This window comes from Paraburkholderia rhynchosiae (assembly GCF_002879865.1).
GTDB lineage: Bacteria > Pseudomonadota > Gammaproteobacteria > Burkholderiales > Burkholderiaceae > Paraburkholderia > Paraburkholderia rhynchosiae.
The window spans coordinates 231,517-251,192 of sequence record NZ_PNXY01000002.1 but is presented as its reverse complement, the minus strand read 5'-3'; the positions used below and the strand labels follow the sequence as shown (position 1 = coordinate 251,192).

The window sequence follows — 19,676 nt, the reverse complement described above, 5'->3', positions numbered from 1 at the left end:
CCGATGTCAAAACCACTTCGCAACTATCGAAGTCTAACAATTGATAGGTTCCAAAGCGGCGTTGCTTCTGCTTGTCGTTGTTCAGTAGTCGACCGGCAGCGGGTCGAGACTACGCCACATATACCAGGTGGCGACCGTGCGCCACGGCTCCCAGTTCGCCGCGACCTCGCGCGCTTCACTGCGCGTGACCGGCTCGCCGCTAAAGTAATTGACGCTGATTGCGCGGATCAGACCGAGGTCGTCGAGCGGCAGGACATCGGGACGCGAGAGGTTGAAGATCAGGAACATCTCCGCGGTCCAGCGCCCGATGCCGCGAATCTGCGTAAGCTCCGCGATCACCGCCTCGTCTTCCATCGACCGCCACTTGCCGACGTGCAACGCGCCCGACACGAAATGCTGCGCGAGATCGAGCACATACTCCGCCTTGCGCCTGGACAAGCCGCAAGCAGTCAGCTTTTCCTGGCCGAGCTTGATGAACTGGTGCGGCACGAGCTTCGGACATGCGGCTGCGACTTTCGCCCACACGGCCTGCGCAGACGCAACGGAAATCTGTTGACCGACCACCGAACGCGCAAGCGTGACGAACGGATCGCCGCGGCTTAACAGATGCACCGGACCGAACTTCGGGATCAGCTTCTTCAGAATACGATCGCGCTTGACGAGGTCGGCACACGCCTTGTCCCAATAGTCCGGACGCGTGACCTCAGGCGTGAGGCCGCCGATCTGCACCGGCACGGCGACTTCGCTCGTGCCCGCCGCTTCGCCGCCCGTCGTGGACGACGCCCGCGTCTTACGCACGATCTCGCCTTCACTCCCTTCTTGAGCCTTCGGGACGCGCGCGAGTTCCTGCACGTCGTCCGCGAGTTCGGCCGGCAACGCGCCGTTGCCGCTTCTGCTGTTGCTCTTTGCGCGCGACGTCGTGGTGCGCGAACCGACGGTGCGCTTTACAACCGGCGCGTGCGCGGAAGCGCCGTTGAGCGCACGCTTGACCGCCGTCTTTTTCGAAGCGCCCGCTGCGATTTTTGCCTCCGCCCCGGCGCCTTTCGACGATGCTTTCTTTACCGCTCCGCTTGCCGTGCGAGCCGACGTTCGGGTCGACTTTGCCGCGGCTGCCGCGTTTGTTTGAGACGTGGCTCGTTTAGCCGGCGTCTTCGTGGCCGTTGCCATCCTGCCTCCTGCCTGGCGAGTCGTTCAGAGGGAACTGCGAGGTGCGCTCACACGCGCCGCCACTCAGTCAACCCGCCGGGTTTGTCTTCAAGTGCAACGCCGGCCTCGAGCAATTCGGCCCGGATCCGGTCTGCTGCCGCATAGTCCTTCGCCTGCTTGGCGGCCACGCGCTCAGCGATCTTCGCTTCGATCGCGGCGGGCTCGAGCGCGCCTTCTACCGCTGCGCCCGCTGCCTGCTGCAGGTATGCACGCGGCTCACGGCCGAGCAACCCGAGCACCGCGCCGAGCGAACGCAGTTGACGGGCCAGCACGGAGTCGCGCGTGCGGTTCACTTCAGTTGCCAACTCGAACAACACCGACACTGCAACCGGCGTGTTGAAGTCGTCGTTCATGGCTGCCTGGAAACGCTGCGCATGCGCTTCGTTCCAGTCGAGCGCGGCGCCGTCCGGCGTGACGTCCTTCAGCGCGGTGTACAAGCGGCTGAGAGCGTTGCGCGCGTCGTCGATATGCACGTCGCTGTAATTCAACGGCGAGCGGTAATGCGCGCGTGCGATGAAAAAACGCACGACCTCGGCATCGTACTGCGCCAATACTTCGCGAATCGTAAAGAAATTATTCAACGACTTCGACATCTTCTCATTGTCGATCTGGACATAGCCGTTGTGCATCCAATAATTCACGAAGGTTTGACCGGTAGCAGCTTCACTTTGCGCGATTTCGTTTTCGTGGTGCGGGAACTGCAAGTCCTGCCCGCCGCCATGAATGTCGAAACGTTCGCCAAGCAACGTGCAGCCCATAGCCGAGCATTCGATATGCCAGCCGGGACGGCCGCGCCCGTACTTCGAATCCCAACCGGTGTCGGAGGGTTCGTCGGGCTTCGCCTGCTTCCATAGTACGAAGTCGAGCGGATCTTCTTTCGCGTCGTTCGCGGCGACGCGCTCGCCCGCGCGCAGATCTTCCAGCGACTTGCCCGAGAGCTTGCCGTAGCCCGCGAACTTGCGCACCGCGTAATTTACGTCGCCGTCGCTCGCCTGATACGCGTAGCCGTTTGCTTCGAGCTTCTCGATCATGCCGAGCATCGGCGCAATGAAGTCGGTGGCGCGCGGCTCGATGTCGGGCCGCTCGATGCCGAGCGCGTCCGCGTCTTCATGCAATGCATTGATGAAGCGATCGGTCAGCGACTTGATCGTCTCACCGTTCTCGACGGCGCGGCGGATGATCTTGTCGTCGATGTCGGTGATATTGCGCACGTACGTCACCTGGTAGCCGAGCGTGCGCAGCCACCGCTGCACGATGTCGAACACCACCATCACACGCGCATGACCGACGTGACAATAGTCGTACACGGTCATCCCGCAGACGTACATCCGCACGACGCCTGCCTGCAGCGGCACGAAAGTTTGCTTGTCACGCGCGAGCGTGTTGTAGATGCGCAGTGATTCCATAGAGAGCGGTGCGTGGGCCGAAAGAAATCCGCAATGTGTTTCGTGCGCGCAGCCCCGCGAAGAAGACGGCGGGGGCCAACTGTTGCTCGACTGTTGCAACACGCACAGCAGCAAACCGGTGCACCTGGTGCGGCGGTCAGACTGCTATCAAGGCGGAGACGACCACGAGTGGCGAAAAGACAGCCGGCGGTTCGACGGAACGCGCAGACCTTTTGTTAGAATGGCTCGGAGTATAACATCCAGACCCGAGCCTATGAAACCTTCCAGCGGCCGCGCGCACAGCGCTGCGACCCTCGCCGCGACGGCCTTCAGCGGCCCCATGCGCGGCCATGCAGGCTGCCATACACGCGGCGCCCGCCGTGACATCGCACGTGCGTTCGCGCGCGCCGTTACATTGCGTGTCACCGTGGCTGTCGCCCTGGGCATTCTGCCGGGCGCCGCCGCCTTCGCACAGAAAACGCCGACCATGCCGCAAGGCCCCGCCGTGCGCGATAACACGCCTGAGATCGACGCGTCGATTGCGCAAAAAGACTGGCAAGCATCATTAACGCAACTCGACGCGCGTATCGCCTCCAATCCGCGCGATGCGCAGGCGAAGTTCAAGCGCGCCACCGTGCTCGCGCATCTGAATCGCGACGACGAAGCGATCACCGCGTTCACCGAACTCACGCAGTTGTACCCCGAGTTGCCCGAGCCGTATAACAACCTGGCCGCGCTTTATGCGAAGCACGGCCGCTACGTCGAAGCACGCGCGGCGCTCGAAACGGCGACCAAGGTCAATCCGGGCTACGGTCTCGCGTACGAGAATCTCGGCGACCTCTATCTGCGCATGGCTAACGAAGCGTATCGTCGCGCGCAAAGCCTCGGTAAGGCGAGCGCCACCACCACGCAGCGCATCGCCGACATCCAGAAGATCGTGTCGCCGCCGAAGGCGGGTACATCGGCGAAAAAAGCCGCCGCCGCGCAGGAGAACTACACGGCCCGCGCCACCGCGAACATGACGCAAACGCCGAGCTTCCAGTACGGCGGCGCGAACGGCTCGCTCGCCATGCCGCCTTACATGGCGCCCTCGCAATAAGCCGCTACGTTTTCTGTCACACGTTTTATCCAACCCTGAGGATCTTCATGAAATGGTTGATGTTGGCGCTCGGCAGCGCCGCCCTGATCGCAAACGCACCCGCGTTTGCCCAGTCCGGTTCGCAAGCCGCGCATCCGTCCGTCCTCCTCAAGACGTCGGAAGGCGATATTCGCGTCGAGTTGTATCCTGAGAAAGCGCCGAAGACAGTGGCGAACTTTCTCGACTATGTGAAGTCCGGCCAGTACAGCGGCACGATTTTTCATCGCGTGATTCGCGGCTTCATGATCCAGGGCGGCGGCTATACGCAGAGCTTCGCCGAGAAGCCCACGCGCGCGGCGATTCCGCTCGAAAGCCGTAACGGTCTGAAGAACACGGTAGGCACACTCGCAATGGCGCGCACCAGTGATCCGAATTCGGCCACCGCGCAGTTCTTCATCAACACGGTAGACAACGCCGGTCTCGACTATCCGAATCCGGACGGCAATGGCTACGCGGTGTTCGGCAAGGTCACGAGCGGCATGGACGTCGTTAAGAAGATCGAAGGCACGCCGACCACCACGCGCGGCCCGATGAGCGATGTGCCGCAAAAGCCGGTCGTGATCGAATCGGCCACGGTCGTCGGCAACAAGTAACAGGACAGCGCGAGGACACCCGCGAAGAACCCGCGAGAACGCTCGCGCAGAAGCGTCAAATCCACGCCCCGGCGCGGCCCGCCGTCGAACGCACGTCAATGCACACTGCGCACGACAGCTCGCCACGCCTTCCACCCACCCCGTTCATCAAAGGATTCCATCATGGTTGAACTGCATACGAACCACGGCGTCATCAAACTCGAACTGAACGCCGAGAAGGCGCCGAAGTCGGTTGAAAACTTCCTCAACTACGTGAAGGCCGGCCACTACGACAACACGGTGTTCCACCGCGTGATCGACGGCTTCATGATCCAGGGCGGCGGCTTCGAACCCGGCATGAAGCAGAAGCCGACGGCCGAGCCGATCAACAACGAAGCGAACAACGGTCTGAAGAACGTGAACGGCTCGGTCGCGATGGCTCGCACGAACGACCCGCACTCAGCTACCGCGCAATTCTTCATCAACGTGAACGACAACGAGTTCCTGAACCACTCATCGCCCACGCCGCAAGGCTGGGGTTACGCGGTGTTCGGCAAGGTGGTCGAAGGCATGGACATCGTCGAGAAGATCAAGAAGGTCAAGACGGGTTCGAAGGGCTTCCATCAGGACGTACCGGTGGACGATGTCGTGATCGAAAAGGCCGTGGTCGTCGACTGAATGCGAGCGCGTTCGAACTAGAAAACTGACACTCAGGCACCTTCAATGCTGCAAGAAACGCCGCTGCGAAGCGTCGCCGCGGGCGTGCCTGGCGAGGGCAAACGCCCGCACGCCGCACGCCCGTTTTTTTTCCTCTCCGATATTCATTTGAGCGAGGCGATCCCGCGAACGGTCGCCGCGTTCGAACATTTCATACGCGTCACCGCAGACCAGGCGGATTCCGTTTTCATTCTCGGCGATCTGTTCGAGTACTGGATCGGCGACGACATGCTCGCGGAGCCGTTCGTCGCACGTATGGCCGCGCTGTTACACACGCTGACCGAGCGCGGCATCGCGCTCTACATCATGCACGGCAACCGCGACTTTCTGCTCGGCAAGCGCTTCATGAAAGCGGCCGGCGCGATCTGGCTGCCCGATCCGTTCGTGATCACCGCATTCGGCACGCGCATCGCGCTCGCGCATGGCGATGGCTTGTGCACCGCGGATCGCGGTTATCAAATTTTCCGGGGTTTCGCGCGCAACCATCTTGCGCAGATGCTGTTTCTCGCGTCGCCATTTTCATGGCGCCAGGCGCTCGCGGAAAACATGCGGGCCAAAAGCGAGCAAGGCCGTTCGCGGCCAATTTCGCCGAAATACGACGTGACGCCGAAGGCCGTCGCGGCGCTGTTCAAATCATCGAAAGCCGCGACTATGATTCATGGCCACACGCACCGGCCGGCGCGCCATCGCGAGCCAGGCGGGATACGGTGGGTGCTGCCGGATTGGGATCTGGATCACGGCGAACGCCGTGGGGGGTATCTGCGTATCGATTCGGACGGGATCAGGGCGCTGCCCGTCGATTGAACTTGTGCGCGGTTGTGTGCCGCACGCGCGGCACCGCTACCAACCTTCAACGCTCTTCCGTCACCGTCCCATCCACCTTGCCTGCAATCGCCGCGGACAACCGCCGCAGATCGAGCAACGCTGCGTCGGCGCCTTGCAGTCCTTCGAGACTCGTGCCGAGGCGCTCGAGCGCAACGACGATTTCATCGATGCGTTTGGCTTGCGTGGCCGCGTGATCGATCAGCCCGTGAATGGCCAGCGACACAGGATCGTCCGCGTTCGGCGTGATGCCATAGGCGCAGAAGTCGCTGCGCTCGGTCACGCGCTTGTTGCCGCCACGCACGGCGTCATTCGAAGCGGCGCGCTCATTGGCTGCGGTGTTGCAAGCCGCGCTCGCGCTGCCATTGGCACTTGCGCCGACAGCCGTGGCCATCGCCGGGACAGAAGCCGCGGAAACCGAAGCCGCCGCCGGCACGATCACCCGAGCCGGATTACCCACCGCGGTGCCGCCTGCGGGCACGGGCTTCGTCACCACCGCATTCGATCCGATCTTCGCGTCCGCGCCGATCGTGAAACCGCCGAGCACCTTCGCGCCCGCGCCCACGATCACGCCGCGCTCGAGCGTCGGATGCCGCTTCGCGCCGCGCGTGAGCGACGTGCCGCCGAGCGTCACGCCCTGGTAGATCGTGCAATCATCGCCGATTTGCGCGGTCTCGCCGACCACCACGCCCATCCCGTGATCGATGAACACGCGCCGCCCCACTGTGGCGCCCGGATGAATTTCGATGCCCGTCATGAAGCGCGCCATCTGCGAGACGAAGCGTGCGAGCCAGCGGCGCCGCCCTTGCCAGCACGCGTGCGCGAGCCTGTGCAGCACCAGCGCGTGCAAGCCTGGATAACACGTCAGCACTTCCCAGGCGCTGCGGGCGGCGGGATCGCGCTCGCGGATCGTGGCGATGTCTTCGCGAAGTCTCGTGAACATGGCAGGGACTATGTTGTGTGGGAGAAAGACGCATGCGCGAAATACGATGCACGCGTGCATGGCTGCCGCATAGCAGGTCGGCAGCTTTGCTTAGAACGTTTCGTGGATTGTAGGACGGTTGCCAGAAACCTGCCGGAAGTCCATGTAGCGCAAAAGGTCGTCGCCGTAGTCGACGCCGGCCCTGCCCTTATTGCGCGTCGCCGTCCTTGCGTCCTGTTTTAAGCAGAATGTGCTTGGCGATGCCGCGCACGATGTTGACTTCCTCGCGTTCCAACCCAGAACGCGCGAAGAGTCGCCGCAAGCGGGACATCAGCTTCTTCGGGTTAGCGGGATCGAGAAACTCCAGCGCCACGAGCGCGCTTTGGAGGTGCATGAACATGCTTTCGATCTCATCGCTCGCGGCGCGTACGCCGGCAGGCTCGGCATGCGTCCCGGGCGCCGCAGCGGTTGGAACGGCCGCCGACGCCGAGTCCGCCGCGCTAGCGGTCACAAGGTAAATCATCCGCAGTTCATACGCCAACACCTGCACCGCCTGGGCGAGATTAAGCGAACTGTAGGCCGGATTGGCCGGAATATGCGCGAGTGCGCTGCACCGCTCAACGTCTTCATTCGACAAACCGGTGCGCTCGTTGCCGAACACCAACGCGATCTCGCCGAGCAACGCCTCGTCGCGCGCGAGACTGGCGGCCGCACGCGGCGTCCATTGCGGCGGTCCATATTCGCGCTGCCGGGCGGTGAGCGCGATTGACCAATGCACGCCGCTCAAGGCGTCGGCAAGTGTCGGCACGACGTGCGCGGAGGCGAGCACGTCGTCGGCGCCGCTTGCCATCGCGATGGCTTCCGGATCGCTCTGCACATGCGGCACACGCGGCGAGACCAGCACGAGCCGCGAAAAACCCATGGTTTTCAGCGCACGCGCCGCAGCTCCTACGTTGCCGGGGTGGCTCGGCTCGACAAGCACAAAGCGCGTCGATGTGAAGCCGCCGCGCAAGTCCGCCACGGCCGGATCGGAAGAATGGTGGGTGTGGTCCACGGTAAGGTTCTGCAAGCCAAAGAACGCGTATGGTAGCGCCAACGCGCCAGGGCGCGGAATTACGCATGGAATTGCGCGCGGCTCATACACCGAATCACACACCGAATCGCGCACCGAATCGCGCACCGAGTCGCGCAAGAACGCGCCGCATCCGTCCAAACGCTGTCGCAAGCTGCGGACTCAGGTAAAATACCGAGATTCGCGCCCGGCCTGAGCACCTGTTTGCAGATGCGCAAACGGCCCATGCAAAGCCGGGCGCCTCGTTCTTATTCAATTCGTCTCCGTTGGCGGAATGCGCACCGGTCCTGTACCAGGCAAGCGTTCCGTGCTGTTTTCGCGCCTCGTAGAGGTTGCCAATTAGCGCGCGCCTAGCGCTCATTTACCGGCAAGCAGCCGTGCTGCCCCGGCACAAGGATTTAGTCCATGCATCCCATGCTCAATATTGCTGTGAAGGCCGCGCGCCGCGCAGCTCAGATCATCAACCGCGCGTCGCTCGACCTCGATCTCATTCAGGTCAGCAAAAAGCAGCACAACGATTTCGTCACGGAGATCGACAAAGCGTCTGAAGCGGCGATTATCGACACGCTGAAGACCGCCTACCCCGATCACGCGATCCTCGCCGAAGAGTCCGGCAAATCGGACAACGAGTCCGAGTACCAGTGGATCATCGATCCGCTCGACGGCACCACCAACTTCATTCACGGTTTTCCGTACTACTGCGTGTCCATCGCGCTGGCTCACAAAGGCATCGTGACCCAGGCCGTGATTTATGACCCGACCCGCAACGACCTGTTCACCGCTTCGCGCGGCCGTGGCGCATTCCTGAACGACCGTCGCATTCGCGTCGCCAAGCGCGACCGTCTGGCCGACGGCCTGATCGGCACCGGCTTCCCGTTCCGCGAAACAGACGGTCTCGACGCGTATGGCCGCCAGTTCGCGGAAATGACGCAAGCGTGCGCGGGCTTGCGCCGTCCGGGCGCGGCCGCGCTCGATCTGGCGAACGTTGCCGCGGGCCGCATGGACGGCTTCTTCGAGCAAGGCCTGAATCCGTGGGATGTCGCCGCAGGCAGCCTGCTGATTACCGAAGCCGGCGGCCTGGTGGGCAACTACACCGGTGATTCCGACTTCCTGCACGTCGGCGAAGTTGTCGCGGGCAATCCGAAGATTTACGCGCAAATGGTGCCGATCCTCTCGCGCTACAGCCGCACGCGTCAGCAAGCGGCTTAAGGCCTGACCCGGGGCCTGGCTCGGGACCTGGCTCGGGGCCTGTCTCGACGAAACTCCCCGCAACCCCGGCAACACGTGCGCCCGTTCGCTCGACACTACGCCGTGCAACGGGAAACGCTGCACCACCCCGAGCACGAACGCAGCAAGCGGAATCACGACGGATAGAATCACGACAAGCGGCTTCGGCCGCTTTTTCGTTGGCGCGCCTGCATCCGGCGAGCGTTCGTGCTACAAAGCGGGAAGCCGCGCTGGCGTGCTTCATCGCCGGCTGCATTTCGCGTTCCTCGCTGCGCCCTTGCCTGCGCCCTTGCCGGCGCCCTTCTCGTGCGCTCTTGCCCGCGCCAGCATCTGCGCCTCTTCTGCGCGCAGCTTCCCATCCACTTCATGAAAAAAGGCTTCTACACCATCATCGCGGCGCAGTTCATTTCGTCGCTTGCGGACAATGCCCTGCTGATCGCCGCCATCGCGTTGTTATCCGTGATCCGCTCAGCCGCGTGGGTCACGCCGTTGCTGCAGATCTTCTTCACCGTCTCGTACGTGCTGCTCGCGCCGTTCGTCGGCGCGTTCGCGGACGCCATGCAAAAGCGCCACGTGATGTTCATCTCGAACGCGCTGAAGGCAAGCGGCTGCCTGATGATGATCGCCGGTGTGCATCCGATGATCGCTTACGGCGTGGTCGGCTTCGGCGCGGCCGCTTATTCGCCCGCGAAGTACGGCATTCTCACCGAGCTGCTGCTCGCCGAAAAACTCGTCAAGGCAAACGCATGGCTTGAATCGGCTACCGTGCTGTCGACGATCGTCGGCACGATGCTGGGCGGCGCGCTCATCAGCACGTTCGCCGATAAATTCGTCGCGCACGCGCACCTGCCGCTGATCCGCTCGTCCGCCGATCTCGCGATGTTCGCCGTGATGCTCACGTACGCGATCGCCGCCGCGATCAACATCTTCATTCCCGATACTGGCGCGCGCTATCCCAACCGCCTTTCCGAGCCGACGAAACTGGCCGGAGACTTCTATCATTGCTTCAACGTGCTGTGGAGCGACAAGCTTGCGCAGATCGCGCTGTGGGTGACGACGTTGATGTGGGGCGGCGCCGTGACGATGCAATTGCTGGTGCTGAAGTGGGCCAACGTGAACCTCGGCTTGTCGCTGTCGAAGGCGGCGGTCATGCAAGGCGTCACGGGTTTGGGCATTGCATTCGGCGCAGCTGCGGCGGCCGCGCTGATTCCGTTGCGCCGTTCGCTGCGCGTGCTGCCGGTGGGCATCGTCACCGGCGTGGTCGCGATTGCGATGGCCTTCTACAACAAGGACCTCTTTCCCGCGGGCACGGGCATCCACATTGGCTCATATGTGGCGCCGATCTACATTCTGCTTGCCTACCCGTTGATGATTCTGCTCGGCGCGCTGTCGGGCTTTTTCATCGTGCCGATGAACGCGATTCTCCAGCATCGCGGTGCGACGCTGCTGTCCGCCGGCCATTCGATCTCGGTGCAAAATTTCAACCAGAATCTCGCCGTGCTTCTGATGCTCGGCGCGTACGCTCTGCTGCTGACTGCGAAGATGCCTGCGCAGTGGATCATTGTCGTGTTCGGCATCTTCATCACGTTCATGATGTGGCTCGCGAAACGGCGCAGCATGGCGAACGAACGCACCGCCGATATGCGCGCGCTTCTGGAACAGTGACGACGGCGTGAGCGCACGTCTTGAGCGTTACGCGCATGGTTCCCCAGGCGCAAGAATCGAGCGGCGCAATACGCGCGACTTCGCGCGTTGGCCATCCGGCCAGGGTCCGCTCGCCGCGTCGGCGGGTTAAACTCACGCCCTGAACAGCTAACGCAAAAAGACACCGAGGATGGGCATTCAAACCGCAGCGGCCAGCGACGTCGCACAACACACGCCAATGATGCAACAGTACCTTCGCATCAAGGCTGAGCATCCGGACACGCTTGTGTTTTACCGGATGGGCGACTTCTACGAACTCTTTTTCGAAGACGCGGAAAAAGCCGCGCGTCTGCTCGATCTCACGCTCACGCAGCGCGGCGCATCGGCGGGCAATCCGATCAAGATGGCGGGCGTGCCGCATCACGCTGTCGAACAGTATCTGGCGAAGCTGGTGAAGCTCGGCGAATCCGTGGCGATTTGCGAGCAGATCGGCGACCCGGCCACATCGAAGGGTCCGGTGGAGCGCAAGGTGGTGCGCGTGGTCACGCCCGGCACGCTGACCGACGCGGCGCTGCTGTCCGACAAGAGCGACGTTTTTCTGCTCGCGTTGTGCGTCGCGCACAATCGCCGCGGCGTTGCGACGAGCGTGGGGCTCGCATGGCTGAATCTCGCGAGCGGCGCATTGCGGCTCGCAGAAGTCGCGCCGGATCAGGTCGCGGCAGCGCTCGAACGGATTCGCCCCGCGGAAATCCTTGTGGCCGACACGGCTGCCGATTCATCAAGCTGGACGCCGCCCACGAATGCCGGCGCGCTCACGCGCGTGCCCGCATGGCATTTCGATATCGCCTCGGGTACGCAGCGTCTGTGCGATCAACTGGAAGTCGCAGGGCTCGACGGCTTCGGCGCGCATTCGCTCACCTGCGCATGCGGCGCGGCCGGCGCGTTGCTGCTGTATGCGGCGGCCACACAAGGCCAGCAACTGCGGCACGTGCGCAGCCTGAAGGTCGAATACGAATCCGAATATATTGGCCTCGACCCCGCCACGCGGCGCAACCTCGAACTCACTGAAACGCTGCGCGGCACCGAATCGCCCACGCTGTGCTCGCTGCTCGACACCTGCTGCACGACCATGGGCAGCCGTCTGCTGCGTCACTGGCTGCATCATCCGCCGCGCGAATCGGCGGTTGCACAGTCGCGTCAACAGGCTATCGGCGCGTTGCTCGAGGCGCCCGCGGGCGCGAGCGTCGACTCGCTGCGCGGCGCGCTGCGGCATATCTCCGACATCGAACGGATCACGGGCCGTCTCGCGCTGTTGTCGGCGCGGCCTCGTGATCTGTCGAGCTTGCGCGACACCTTCATCGCGCTGCCCGAACTTCGCGCGCAACTGGCGGCCGTTTCGTCGAACGCGGACGCGCTTGCGCGTATCGACGCGTCGCTGGAACCGCCGCAAGCTTGCGTGGAGTTGCTCACGCGTGCCATCGCGCAAGAACCGTCCGCCATGGTGCGTGACGGCGGCGTGATCGCGCGCGGCTACGAAGCGGAGCTCGACGAACTCAGAGATATTTCGGAGAACTGCGGGCAATTCCTGATCGATCTGGAAACCCGTGAACGCACGCGCACGCGCATCGGCAACTTGCGCGTCGAATACAACAAGGTGCACGGCTTTTATATCGAGGTCACGCGCGGCCAGACCGACAAAGTGCCTGACGACTATCGCCGCCGTCAGACGTTGAAGAACGCCGAGCGCTACATCACGCCGGAACTGAAGACGTTCGAAGACAAGGCGTTGTCCGCGCAGGAACGCGCATTGACCCGCGAGCGCTCGCTCTACGACGCGTTGTTGCAGATGCTGCTGCCTTTCATTCCGGATTGCCAGCGCGTCGCGTCGGCGCTCGCGGAACTCGATCTTCTGACGGCCTTCGCCGAGCGCGCCCGCGCACTCGACTGGGTCGCGCCGAGTTTCTCGCCGAATACGGGCATCGAAATCGAACAGGGCCGCCATCCGGTTGTCGAGGCACAGGTCGAGCAATTCATCGCAAACGACTGCACGCTCACACCCGAGCGCAAACTGCTGCTGATCACCGGCCCCAACATGGGCGGTAAATCGACCTTCATGCGTCAGACGGCGCTAATCGCGTTGCTGGCGTATGTGGGCAGCTACGTGCCTGCACGGCGTGCCGCATTCGGCCCGATCGACCGCATCTTCACGCGCATCGGTGCCGCGGACGATCTCGCCGGCGGCCGCTCGACGTTCATGGTCGAGATGACGGAAGCCGCTGCAATCCTGAACGACGCCACGCCACAAAGCCTCGTGCTGATGGATGAAATCGGTCGCGGCACCTCCACGTTCGACGGCCTTGCGCTCGCGTGGGCCATCGCGCGGCATCTGCTTGCGCACAATGGTTGCCATACGCTGTTCGCGACACATTACTTCGAGCTCACACAACTGCCGGCCGAGTTCCCGCAAGCGGCCAACGTGCATCTGTCGGCGGTCGAGCATGGACACGGCATCGTATTCCTGCACGCAGTCAACGAAGGACCGGCGAATCAGAGCTACGGTTTGCAGGTCGCACAGCTCGCTGGAGTGCCCAACGCAGTGATTCGCGCGGCGCGCAAACATCTCGCGCATCTCGAACAGCAATCGGCGGCGCAACCGGCGCCGCAGCTCGATCTGTTCGCGGCACCCTTGCCGATGCTGCTGGAAGACGCGGACGACGCGCGCGACAGCGCCAATCAATCGCCTGCGGCATCTCCCGCTATGCAAGCGCTCGTCGAGCGTCTGCGCGCCATCGATCCTAACGACCTGCGCCCACGCGAAGCACTCGATCTGCTGTACGAACTTCATGAGCTGGCCGCCGCGCGGGATGCCAATCATTGACGCACGCCGTCACTCGCAGCGTCCGCGCACATTCCGTGCGGCGCTGAGCATTGCCTCCATGCTAGCGGGCGGCCTCATGCCGCTCGCCGCGACCTTTGGGTTTCTGATCGCAGCGGCGCCGGCGTATGCGGCGGCGCGGAACTATAGCTTCGCGGTCATCGCCAACACGATGCAGAGTTCCGCCGACGAAGCGCCCACGCAACGGCTGATCGATGCGATCGGCCGGGAGCGCGACGTGTCGTTCATCGTGTATGACGGCAACCTGAAGGGCCCGAAAGAAACCTGTCACGACGCGCTCTACGAACGCCGGCATGCATTGCTCGAAACCTCGCGACCCGCGCTTATCTTCATTCCGGGGCAGCACGACTGGGTCGATTGCGCCACCGCACAGGCCGGCGGTTTCGATCCGGTGGAACGACTCGACCAGTTACGCCAGACGCTCTTTAGCGACCCGAACTCGATGGGCCAGAACCCGATTGCGTTGACGCGCGAGAGCGAAGTATCGCGCTTTCGTCCGTATCGCGAGAACGTGCGCTGGCTGATGGGAGACACCGTGTTCGTGGGCCTGAATGCGCCGGGTCCGAACAATCACTACCTGACCGCGGGCGGCCGTAACGGCGAGTTCGAAGACCGCGTGATCGCAAACGCGTTCTGGCTCGAACACGCGGGCGAATATGCAAAGCGCCGCGACGCACGCGCAATCGTCGTGTTCATTCAGGGCGATCCCGATCCCGAGCGCTATGAACGGCCCGAGCGTTTTGCATGGCTACGCTTTGGACGCAATCCGCGCCGCGACGGATTTCTCGAGTTCAAGCGCAGCCTCGTGAAGCTCGCGCAGACTTTTCGCGGACCGGTGCTCGTGATTCATTCCGACGACGAACGCGCAAGCGCCGGCTTCGTGATCGATCAGCCGCTACGCAATGACAAGGGAAATCTGGTGACGAACCTCACTCGCGTCGCGCTCGCGCCGCATGATCGTCTTAACCAGTGGATTCAGATAGAAACGGACTTCGGCAGAAAAACGCCGTTCCGCGTGAGTGTGCGCGATGTGCCGCGGCAGATGCCCATGCCGACCACGCAACCCGCGTTGCCACGCGAGGAGCCGGCCGCGTCGATGCCGGCCGTGCCAGCGCTCGGGCCAGCGTCCGAGTTGCCGCCGTTGTTGCAGACGCCCGGCCAGCCACAACCCGACTCGCAGCAACTCGAGCAGTTGCCGCGCATTCCAGCCGACCAGGGCGGCGGCGGATACGGACCCGCCACTTCAATCCCGCCCGCGCAGTCGGTCCCGCCCTCACAGCCACACGCGCCGGGGGCTTCAAGCGCTCCCGGCGTGCCCGCAAGCTCAGTGCAGCGTGGGCCCTGACTTGTCGTCGTCGGCTTCGTCGTCTTCATCGAGGACTTCGAGGCCGTCGGCACCGTGCGCGTGTTCGTGCTGGATTTCGTCTTCAGTCGCCGGACGCACGTCTCTCACCGTCAACGCAAAACGCAAGGCCATGCCGGCGAGCGGATGGTTGCCGTCGAGCACGACCTTGTCTTCCGCGACGTCGGTCACCACGTAGACGAGCGAATCGAGATCCTCGTCCCCTTCTTCCGGCGTGCCTTCGAACTGCATGCCGACTTCGAGCGGTTCCGGAAAGCGATTGCGCGGCTCGATCTTCACGAGGTCCGGATCGTACTCACCGAACGCATCTTGCGGCTCGAGCTGGATCTGGGTCTCGAAGCCGGCCTCGTGGCCGTCGAGCTCTTCCTCGATCTTGGGGAACGTGCCATCATAGCCGCCGTGCAGATAGACCATCGGCTCGTCGCTCTCTTCAATCAGATTGCCCTGCGCATCCGACAGCTTGTAGGCGACCGACACGACGGTGTTCTTTGCGATTTTCATTCGATTCTCCAGAATACAACTCACATTATACGATGCCCAAGCGGCCCACTGACCACCCGGCCGAAGCAGCTTCGGCACGCAATTCGCCACTGGCTACAAAGCCGGATCCCGTGATTCTCCCGCCTTCACCCGACACGCCGACGCCGCTGCTCGGCAACCTGACGCCGTCGCAATTCATGCGCCGGTACTGGCAAAAAAAGCCTTTGTTGATTCGCCAGGCGATCCCGAACGTCGAGTCGCCGCTCGCACGCGACGAGTTTTTCGAACTGGCGGACCGGGATGAAGTCGAGGCCCGGCTTATCACGCATTTCCGCAACAAATGGCAGCTCGAGCATGGACCATTCGCGGCCGACGAACTGCCGTCGGTCAAGCAGCGCGCGTGGACCCTGCTCGTGCAGGGCGTGGACCTCTACGACGATCGCGCGCGCGCCCTGCTCGACCGTTTCCGCTTCGTGCCGGATGCGCGTCTCGACGATCTGATGATCTCTTATGCGACCGAGGGCGGCGGTGTAGGTCCGCACTTCGATTCCTACGATGTGTTTCTTTTGCAAGTAAAAGGCAAGCGGCGCTGGCGCATCAGCGCCCAGAAAGATCTGACGCTGCAAGCCGGCCTGCCCTTGAAAGTTTTACAGAACTTTGAGGCGGAACAAGAGTGGGTGTTGGAGCCTGGCGACATGTTGTATCTGCCGCCGCACATCGCGCATGACGGCGTGGCCGAAGGCGAATGCATGACATGCTCGATCGGTTTTCGCGCACCGTCCGCGGGCGAACTGACGGCGCAGTTCCTTTACCACCTGGCCGAACGCGGCGAAGCGAACGGCCAGCCGGGGGCGCTCTATCGCGACCCTCGGCAACCGGCCGTGGACCGGCCCGCGGAGTTGCCCGCAGCGTTGGTCGAACGCGTTGGCGCAATCCTTGCTGGGATTAGCTGGAATGAGCAGGACGTTGCGTCGTTCCTTGGCACGTACCTCAGCGAGCCCAAGCCGAGTGTCGTCTTTGATCCGCCGCAAAGGCCGCTCAACGAAGCCCGTTTTATCAGTCAGGCATCGAGGTTGGGTGTTCGGCTGGACCGCAAAACCAATCTGTTGTACAACCGCCGTTTTTTCTTCGTAAATGGAGAGAAAACGTCATTCGACGGCGCAAAAAAGTGGTTGTTTGATCTCGCCGATCGCCGTTGCCTGAGTGCGAAACGCTTTGTAACACTCTCACACGATTCGTCGGTGACAGCACGGCTGCACGAGTGGTATCGTGCGGGCTGGATACAGGTGGGCGAGCTTGTGTAGCGCCGCTTGCCTGTTATACACGTACGTTGGAATTTTTGTATGAGAAAGACAACGTATTGACCCCGGATTTATGGATTGTCAGTACGAAAGTGCATATAATTTCCGCCCAAGCCGTAGGGAAGATTCCTGCTCGTCAAAAGAGCGTCTCCACCAGCGGCCCAGGTCGGTGTTGGAGCACATTACCGGTATTATTTTGCGCTGTTGCTTACCTTTAACCATAAAAGGACGTGATCATGAAGAAATCCCTCCTCGTAGCATCCCTGTTGGCAGCTGTGGCACTGGCTGCATGCAACAAGAGCAACGACCAAGCCGCTGCCCCCGCTAGCGACGCAGCTGCCGCTTCGGCACCGGCTGCCGCAGCTTCGGATTCGGCTGCTGCTGCTTCGGGTGCGGCTGCTGCTGCGAGCGACGCTGCTGCTTCGGCTACGACCGCTGCTTCGGACGCAGGCGCTGCTGCTTCGGCTGCTGCTCCGGCTTCGGGCGCAAGCCAGTAAGCTGTCGCATAGGGTTCGCCTTCGGGCGAAACTGCATCGGGAAATCATCGCGATTTCCTGAGCAGGAAAACAAAACGCCACGGATTCGCATCCGTGGCGTTTTGTCATTCAAGCGCCGTTTTCTGCGACGGCACTCTCAGAATTGAATTCGGCTATTGAGCGGGCTTCCCGTTCTCTTCAAAGAACTCGCGCACGACCTCGATCTCACGAGTGCGCTTGAACGGCGGCAAGCTCTGCCAGATCCGGCGCCCATAAGGTTTATCGACGAGACGCGTGTCGCAGATCATCAGAACGCCGCGATCGGTCTCCGCACGAATCAGCCGTCCCGCGCCCTGCTTCAGCGTGATGACAGCCTGCGGCAGTTGATGAACCGCAAACGGGCTCAGACCTTTCTTCGTCAGCGCATCGAGCCGCGCAGAGAGAACTGGATCGTCAGGCGGTGCGAACGGCAGCTTGTCGATGACCACGAGCGACAGTGCGTCGCCGCGCACGTCGACACCTTCCCAGAAGCTCTGACTGCCAACCAGAATCGCGTTGCCGTAAGCGCGAAAGCGATCGAGCAGTTCCGTGCGGCTTGCGTCGCCCTGAACTAGCAGCGGATAGTTCCAGCCGCGCGATTCGATTACGTCGCGCAGTTTCGCCGAGATCCGGTCCACGGCGCGCAACGTCGTGCACAACATGAACACCCCTCCTCCCGATGCTTCAATGGCCGGCAACGCCGCATCGAACACGGCGTCGGTGAACATCGGCGACGACGGCTGCGGCAGATTGCGCGGCACATACAGAAGCGCTTGCGACGGATAGTCGAACGGACTCGGCAACGTCATCGAACGTTTTGCGTTCAACCCCATTTGGGCCGCGTAGTGCGTGAAGTCGCCGCGCACCGATAACGTGGCCGATGTGAATATCCAGGCGCGCGGCACGCCGGCGCGCTGCTTCGCGAAAATCGGCGCGACCGAAAGCGGCGTTTCGTGCAACTGCACCGTATGCGCGAAAACCTCGATCCAGCGCACCTTCTCATCAGGATCGGCACGTTCACTCTTGCTGTCGGCCGGGCCGCTGTGAGCGGCATCTGCCGCTTGACGCTCGCGTTCGGTAGGCGGCGTGGTCCACCCGGCGAGCACGCCGTGCAACTCGCGCGCGCGGCGCAGACATACGCCAATCGACTCGGCACGTTCAGCCTGCCCCCCGAGCGCCGACTCCAGTGCATCGAGTTCGGCCTCCAGCGCTTCGAGCGCAGCGAACAACGGATGATCGTCCGGCAACTGACCGATCGACAAGCGCACGGAGTCTTCCTTGAACGCGAGCCGCACGTCACGCGCGGCACGTTCGAGCGTCGAGCCGAGCTTGACCCAGTCGACCGCGTCGCGTGCATGGCCCAAGCCCTCGGCGACCGAATCGCGCGCAAGCTCGAGAAACTGCGCGGTGGAAAGCGTCTCGCCGAAAAACAGCGTGGCGGTCTCGGGCAGTTGATGCGCTTCATCGAAGATGACCGTGTTGGCCGTGGGCAGCAATTCAGCCATGCCGGTATCGCGCAGCATGATGTCGGCGAAAAAGAGGTGATGATTGACCACGACGATGTCGGCCTGCTGCGCCTCGCGGCGCGCCTGCATCACGAAGCAGTCCTTGTAATGCGGACACTCCTGGCCGAGACAATTGTCGCGTGTCGACGTGACCATCGGCCAGACCGCCGCCGTTTCCGGCACGCTCGCGAGTTCGGCCTTGTCGCCCGTACGCGTGATCTTCGCGAAGCGAACGATGTCCTGCAGATACGAAGTTTCCTGGCGCGACGGCAACCGGCCGTTATCGGCGGTGCGCTGCAGATAGTAGTGGCACAGATAGTTCGCGCGGCCCTTGAGCATCGCCACCGAGACCGGCACGGCAAGCGCATCGCGCACGGTCGGAATGTCGCGTTGAAAGAGCTGATCCTGCAGGTGCTTGGTCCCCGTCGAGACGATCACCTTGCCGCCCCACAACATGGCCGGCACCAGATACGCATAGGTTTTGCCGGTGCCTGTGCCCGCCTCGACGATCAGCGTGTTTTCGCTACCATCGAGGCCCGGCGTGTCGTCGCCTTGTACGGTTGCGGGCGCTGCCTCGGCGCCGGCAGATTGCAGACGCCGCGCCGGACGCTTCTGCGCCTCCAACATCGCGGGCTCGGGCAGCGCCCGGCCCGATGCTTCCATTGCGGCCGCGACGGCGCGCGACATTTCGACCTGCGACGCACGCGAGCGATAGCCGTCGATCTGCCTGGCCAGCAAGCCGTTGTCGGCGAAGATCTCGTCCAGTTCCGCCGCGCGGCGTGGATCGAGCGACGCGCTCAGCGCGGACGCGGCAGAACGCGGCGCGGGCGTGCCGGTTCCTGAGACGTCGTCGGCGGCCGTGGCGCGGTGTGAAGTTTCAAGCGGAGAATTCAAGGCAAGCGTTTCCTGCA

The 19,676-nt window shown here is 62.9% G+C and carries 16 protein-coding genes; 10 read left to right on the top strand and 6 right to left on the bottom strand.

Features of this window, described 5'->3' with window-relative positions; translation table 11 throughout:
* Positions 1-81: 81 nt before the first annotated feature.
* Together C0Z16_RS03440 and cysS are read right to left on the bottom strand one after the other, a co-directional pair.
* Positions 82-1,167 (bottom strand): endonuclease III domain-containing protein, encoded by a 1,086-nt coding sequence (locus C0Z16_RS03440; RefSeq protein ID WP_102630814.1) that lies wholly within the window; start codon positions 1,165-1,167, stop codon positions 82-84.
* 47 nt (positions 1,168-1,214) lie between these two features.
* A complete protein-coding gene (cysS, locus tag C0Z16_RS03435; protein WP_102630813.1) occupies positions 1,215-2,612 on the bottom strand; it encodes a cysteine--tRNA ligase in 1,398 nt (465 codons plus the stop codon).
* Between the two features lie 253 nt (positions 2,613-2,865).
* On the opposite strand from cysS, the gene C0Z16_RS03425 reads away from it, so the two are divergent.
* The 4 genes from C0Z16_RS03425 (at position 2,866) to C0Z16_RS03410 (ending at position 5,822) form a co-directional block, all read left to right on the top strand.
* Positions 2,866-3,690: a tetratricopeptide repeat protein gene (locus tag C0Z16_RS03425; protein WP_102630811.1), complete on the top strand. Its 825-nt coding sequence runs from the start codon at positions 2,866-2,868 to the stop codon at positions 3,688-3,690.
* A gap of 47 nt (positions 3,691-3,737) precedes the next feature.
* Entirely contained in the window at positions 3,738-4,322 is a 585-nt protein-coding gene (locus C0Z16_RS03420) for a peptidylprolyl isomerase (protein ID WP_102630810.1), read from the top strand.
* A 162-nt stretch (positions 4,323-4,484) separates the two neighbouring features.
* Positions 4,485-4,979, top strand: coding sequence for a peptidylprolyl isomerase (locus tag C0Z16_RS03415; protein ID WP_102630809.1), 495 nt, complete (start codon positions 4,485-4,487; stop codon positions 4,977-4,979).
* 45 nt (positions 4,980-5,024) lie between these two features.
* Positions 5,025-5,822, top strand: a complete 798-nt coding sequence (locus tag C0Z16_RS03410) for a UDP-2,3-diacylglucosamine diphosphatase (RefSeq protein WP_102630808.1) — start codon at positions 5,025-5,027, stop codon at positions 5,820-5,822.
* A gap of 46 nt (positions 5,823-5,868) precedes the next feature.
* Here the strand turns inward: C0Z16_RS03410 and cysE are convergent, their stop codons facing one another.
* Positions 5,869-6,783, bottom strand: coding sequence for a serine O-acetyltransferase (gene cysE, locus C0Z16_RS03405; protein WP_102630807.1), 915 nt, complete (start codon positions 6,781-6,783; stop codon positions 5,869-5,871).
* Positions 6,784-6,970: 187 nt separating this feature from the next.
* Positions 6,971-7,816: an RNA methyltransferase gene (locus C0Z16_RS03400; RefSeq protein ID WP_102630999.1), complete on the bottom strand. Its 846-nt coding sequence runs from the start codon at positions 7,814-7,816 to the stop codon at positions 6,971-6,973.
* A 423-nt stretch (positions 7,817-8,239) separates the two neighbouring features.
* Here C0Z16_RS03400 and C0Z16_RS03395 point away from each other — a divergent pair, with 423 nt between their 5' ends.
* From C0Z16_RS03395 to C0Z16_RS03380, 4 genes are all read left to right on the top strand, one after another.
* Positions 8,240-9,043 carry an inositol monophosphatase family protein gene (locus C0Z16_RS03395; protein ID WP_102630806.1) on the top strand — a complete coding sequence of 268 codons (804 nt, stop codon included), beginning with the start codon at positions 8,240-8,242 and terminating at the stop codon, positions 9,041-9,043.
* Positions 9,044-9,427: 384 nt separating this feature from the next.
* On the top strand, positions 9,428-10,726 hold the full coding sequence (gene lplT / locus C0Z16_RS03390) for a lysophospholipid transporter LplT (RefSeq protein ID WP_102630998.1): 1,299 nt from the start codon (positions 9,428-9,430) through the stop codon (positions 10,724-10,726).
* Between the two features lie 169 nt (positions 10,727-10,895).
* Entirely contained in the window at positions 10,896-13,583 is a 2,688-nt protein-coding gene (mutS, locus tag C0Z16_RS03385) for a DNA mismatch repair protein MutS (protein ID WP_102630805.1), read from the top strand.
* A complete protein-coding gene (locus C0Z16_RS03380) occupies positions 13,570-14,946 on the top strand; it encodes a hypothetical protein (RefSeq protein ID WP_102630997.1) in 1,377 nt (458 codons plus the stop codon). The genes mutS and C0Z16_RS03380 overlap by 14 nt, the downstream gene beginning before the upstream one ends.
* Here the strand turns inward: C0Z16_RS03380 and C0Z16_RS03375 are convergent.
* Positions 14,926-15,465, bottom strand: a complete 540-nt coding sequence (locus C0Z16_RS03375; RefSeq protein ID WP_102630804.1) for an FKBP-type peptidyl-prolyl cis-trans isomerase — start codon at positions 15,463-15,465, stop codon at positions 14,926-14,928. The two genes, C0Z16_RS03380 and C0Z16_RS03375, sit on opposite strands and share 21 nt — an antisense overlap.
* Positions 15,466-15,497: 32 nt before the next feature.
* Here C0Z16_RS03375 and C0Z16_RS03370 point away from each other — a divergent pair, with 32 nt between their 5' ends.
* Both C0Z16_RS03370 and C0Z16_RS38555 read left to right on the top strand, forming a co-directional pair.
* Positions 15,498-16,748: a cupin domain-containing protein gene (locus C0Z16_RS03370; RefSeq protein ID WP_102630803.1), complete on the top strand. Its 1,251-nt coding sequence runs from the start codon at positions 15,498-15,500 to the stop codon at positions 16,746-16,748.
* A gap of 233 nt (positions 16,749-16,981) precedes the next feature.
* Positions 16,982-17,242 (top strand): hypothetical protein, encoded by a 261-nt coding sequence (locus C0Z16_RS38555; RefSeq protein ID WP_093633513.1) that lies wholly within the window; start codon positions 16,982-16,984, stop codon positions 17,240-17,242.
* A gap of 152 nt (positions 17,243-17,394) precedes the next feature.
* On the opposite strand, the gene C0Z16_RS03355 is transcribed toward C0Z16_RS38555, so the two are convergent.
* Positions 17,395-19,659 (bottom strand): ATP-dependent DNA helicase, encoded by a 2,265-nt coding sequence (locus tag C0Z16_RS03355; RefSeq protein WP_102630802.1) that lies wholly within the window; start codon positions 19,657-19,659, stop codon positions 17,395-17,397.
* Positions 19,660-19,676: the final 17 nt, after the last annotated feature.

Bases quoted from the DNA above. Each gene is read 5' to 3' on its own strand.
- C0Z16_RS03440 (WP_102630814.1), bottom strand. From the start codon at position 1,167: ATGGCAACGGCCACGAAGACGCCGGCTAAACGAGCCACGTCTCAAACA.
- cysS (WP_102630813.1), bottom strand. From the start codon at position 2,612: ATGGAATCACTGCGCATCTACAACACGCTCGCGCGTGACAAGCAAACT.
- C0Z16_RS03425 (WP_102630811.1), top strand. From the start codon at position 2,866: ATGAAACCTTCCAGCGGCCGCGCGCACAGCGCTGCGACCCTCGCCGCG.
- C0Z16_RS03420 (WP_102630810.1), top strand. From the start codon at position 3,738: ATGAAATGGTTGATGTTGGCGCTCGGCAGCGCCGCCCTGATCGCAAAC.
- C0Z16_RS03415 (WP_102630809.1), top strand. From the start codon at position 4,485: ATGGTTGAACTGCATACGAACCACGGCGTCATCAAACTCGAACTGAAC.
- C0Z16_RS03410 (WP_102630808.1), top strand. From the start codon at position 5,025: ATGCTGCAAGAAACGCCGCTGCGAAGCGTCGCCGCGGGCGTGCCTGGC.
- cysE (WP_102630807.1), bottom strand. From the start codon at position 6,783: ATGTTCACGAGACTTCGCGAAGACATCGCCACGATCCGCGAGCGCGAT.
- C0Z16_RS03395 (WP_102630806.1), top strand. From the start codon at position 8,240: ATGCATCCCATGCTCAATATTGCTGTGAAGGCCGCGCGCCGCGCAGCT.
- lplT (WP_102630998.1), top strand. From the start codon at position 9,428: ATGAAAAAAGGCTTCTACACCATCATCGCGGCGCAGTTCATTTCGTCG.
- mutS (WP_102630805.1), top strand. From the start codon at position 10,896: ATGGGCATTCAAACCGCAGCGGCCAGCGACGTCGCACAACACACGCCA.
- C0Z16_RS03380 (WP_102630997.1), top strand. From the start codon at position 13,570: ATGCCAATCATTGACGCACGCCGTCACTCGCAGCGTCCGCGCACATTC.
- C0Z16_RS03375 (WP_102630804.1), bottom strand. From the start codon at position 15,465: ATGAAAATCGCAAAGAACACCGTCGTGTCGGTCGCCTACAAGCTGTCG.
- C0Z16_RS03370 (WP_102630803.1), top strand. From the start codon at position 15,498: ATGCCCAAGCGGCCCACTGACCACCCGGCCGAAGCAGCTTCGGCACGC.
- C0Z16_RS38555 (WP_093633513.1), top strand. From the start codon at position 16,982: ATGAAGAAATCCCTCCTCGTAGCATCCCTGTTGGCAGCTGTGGCACTG.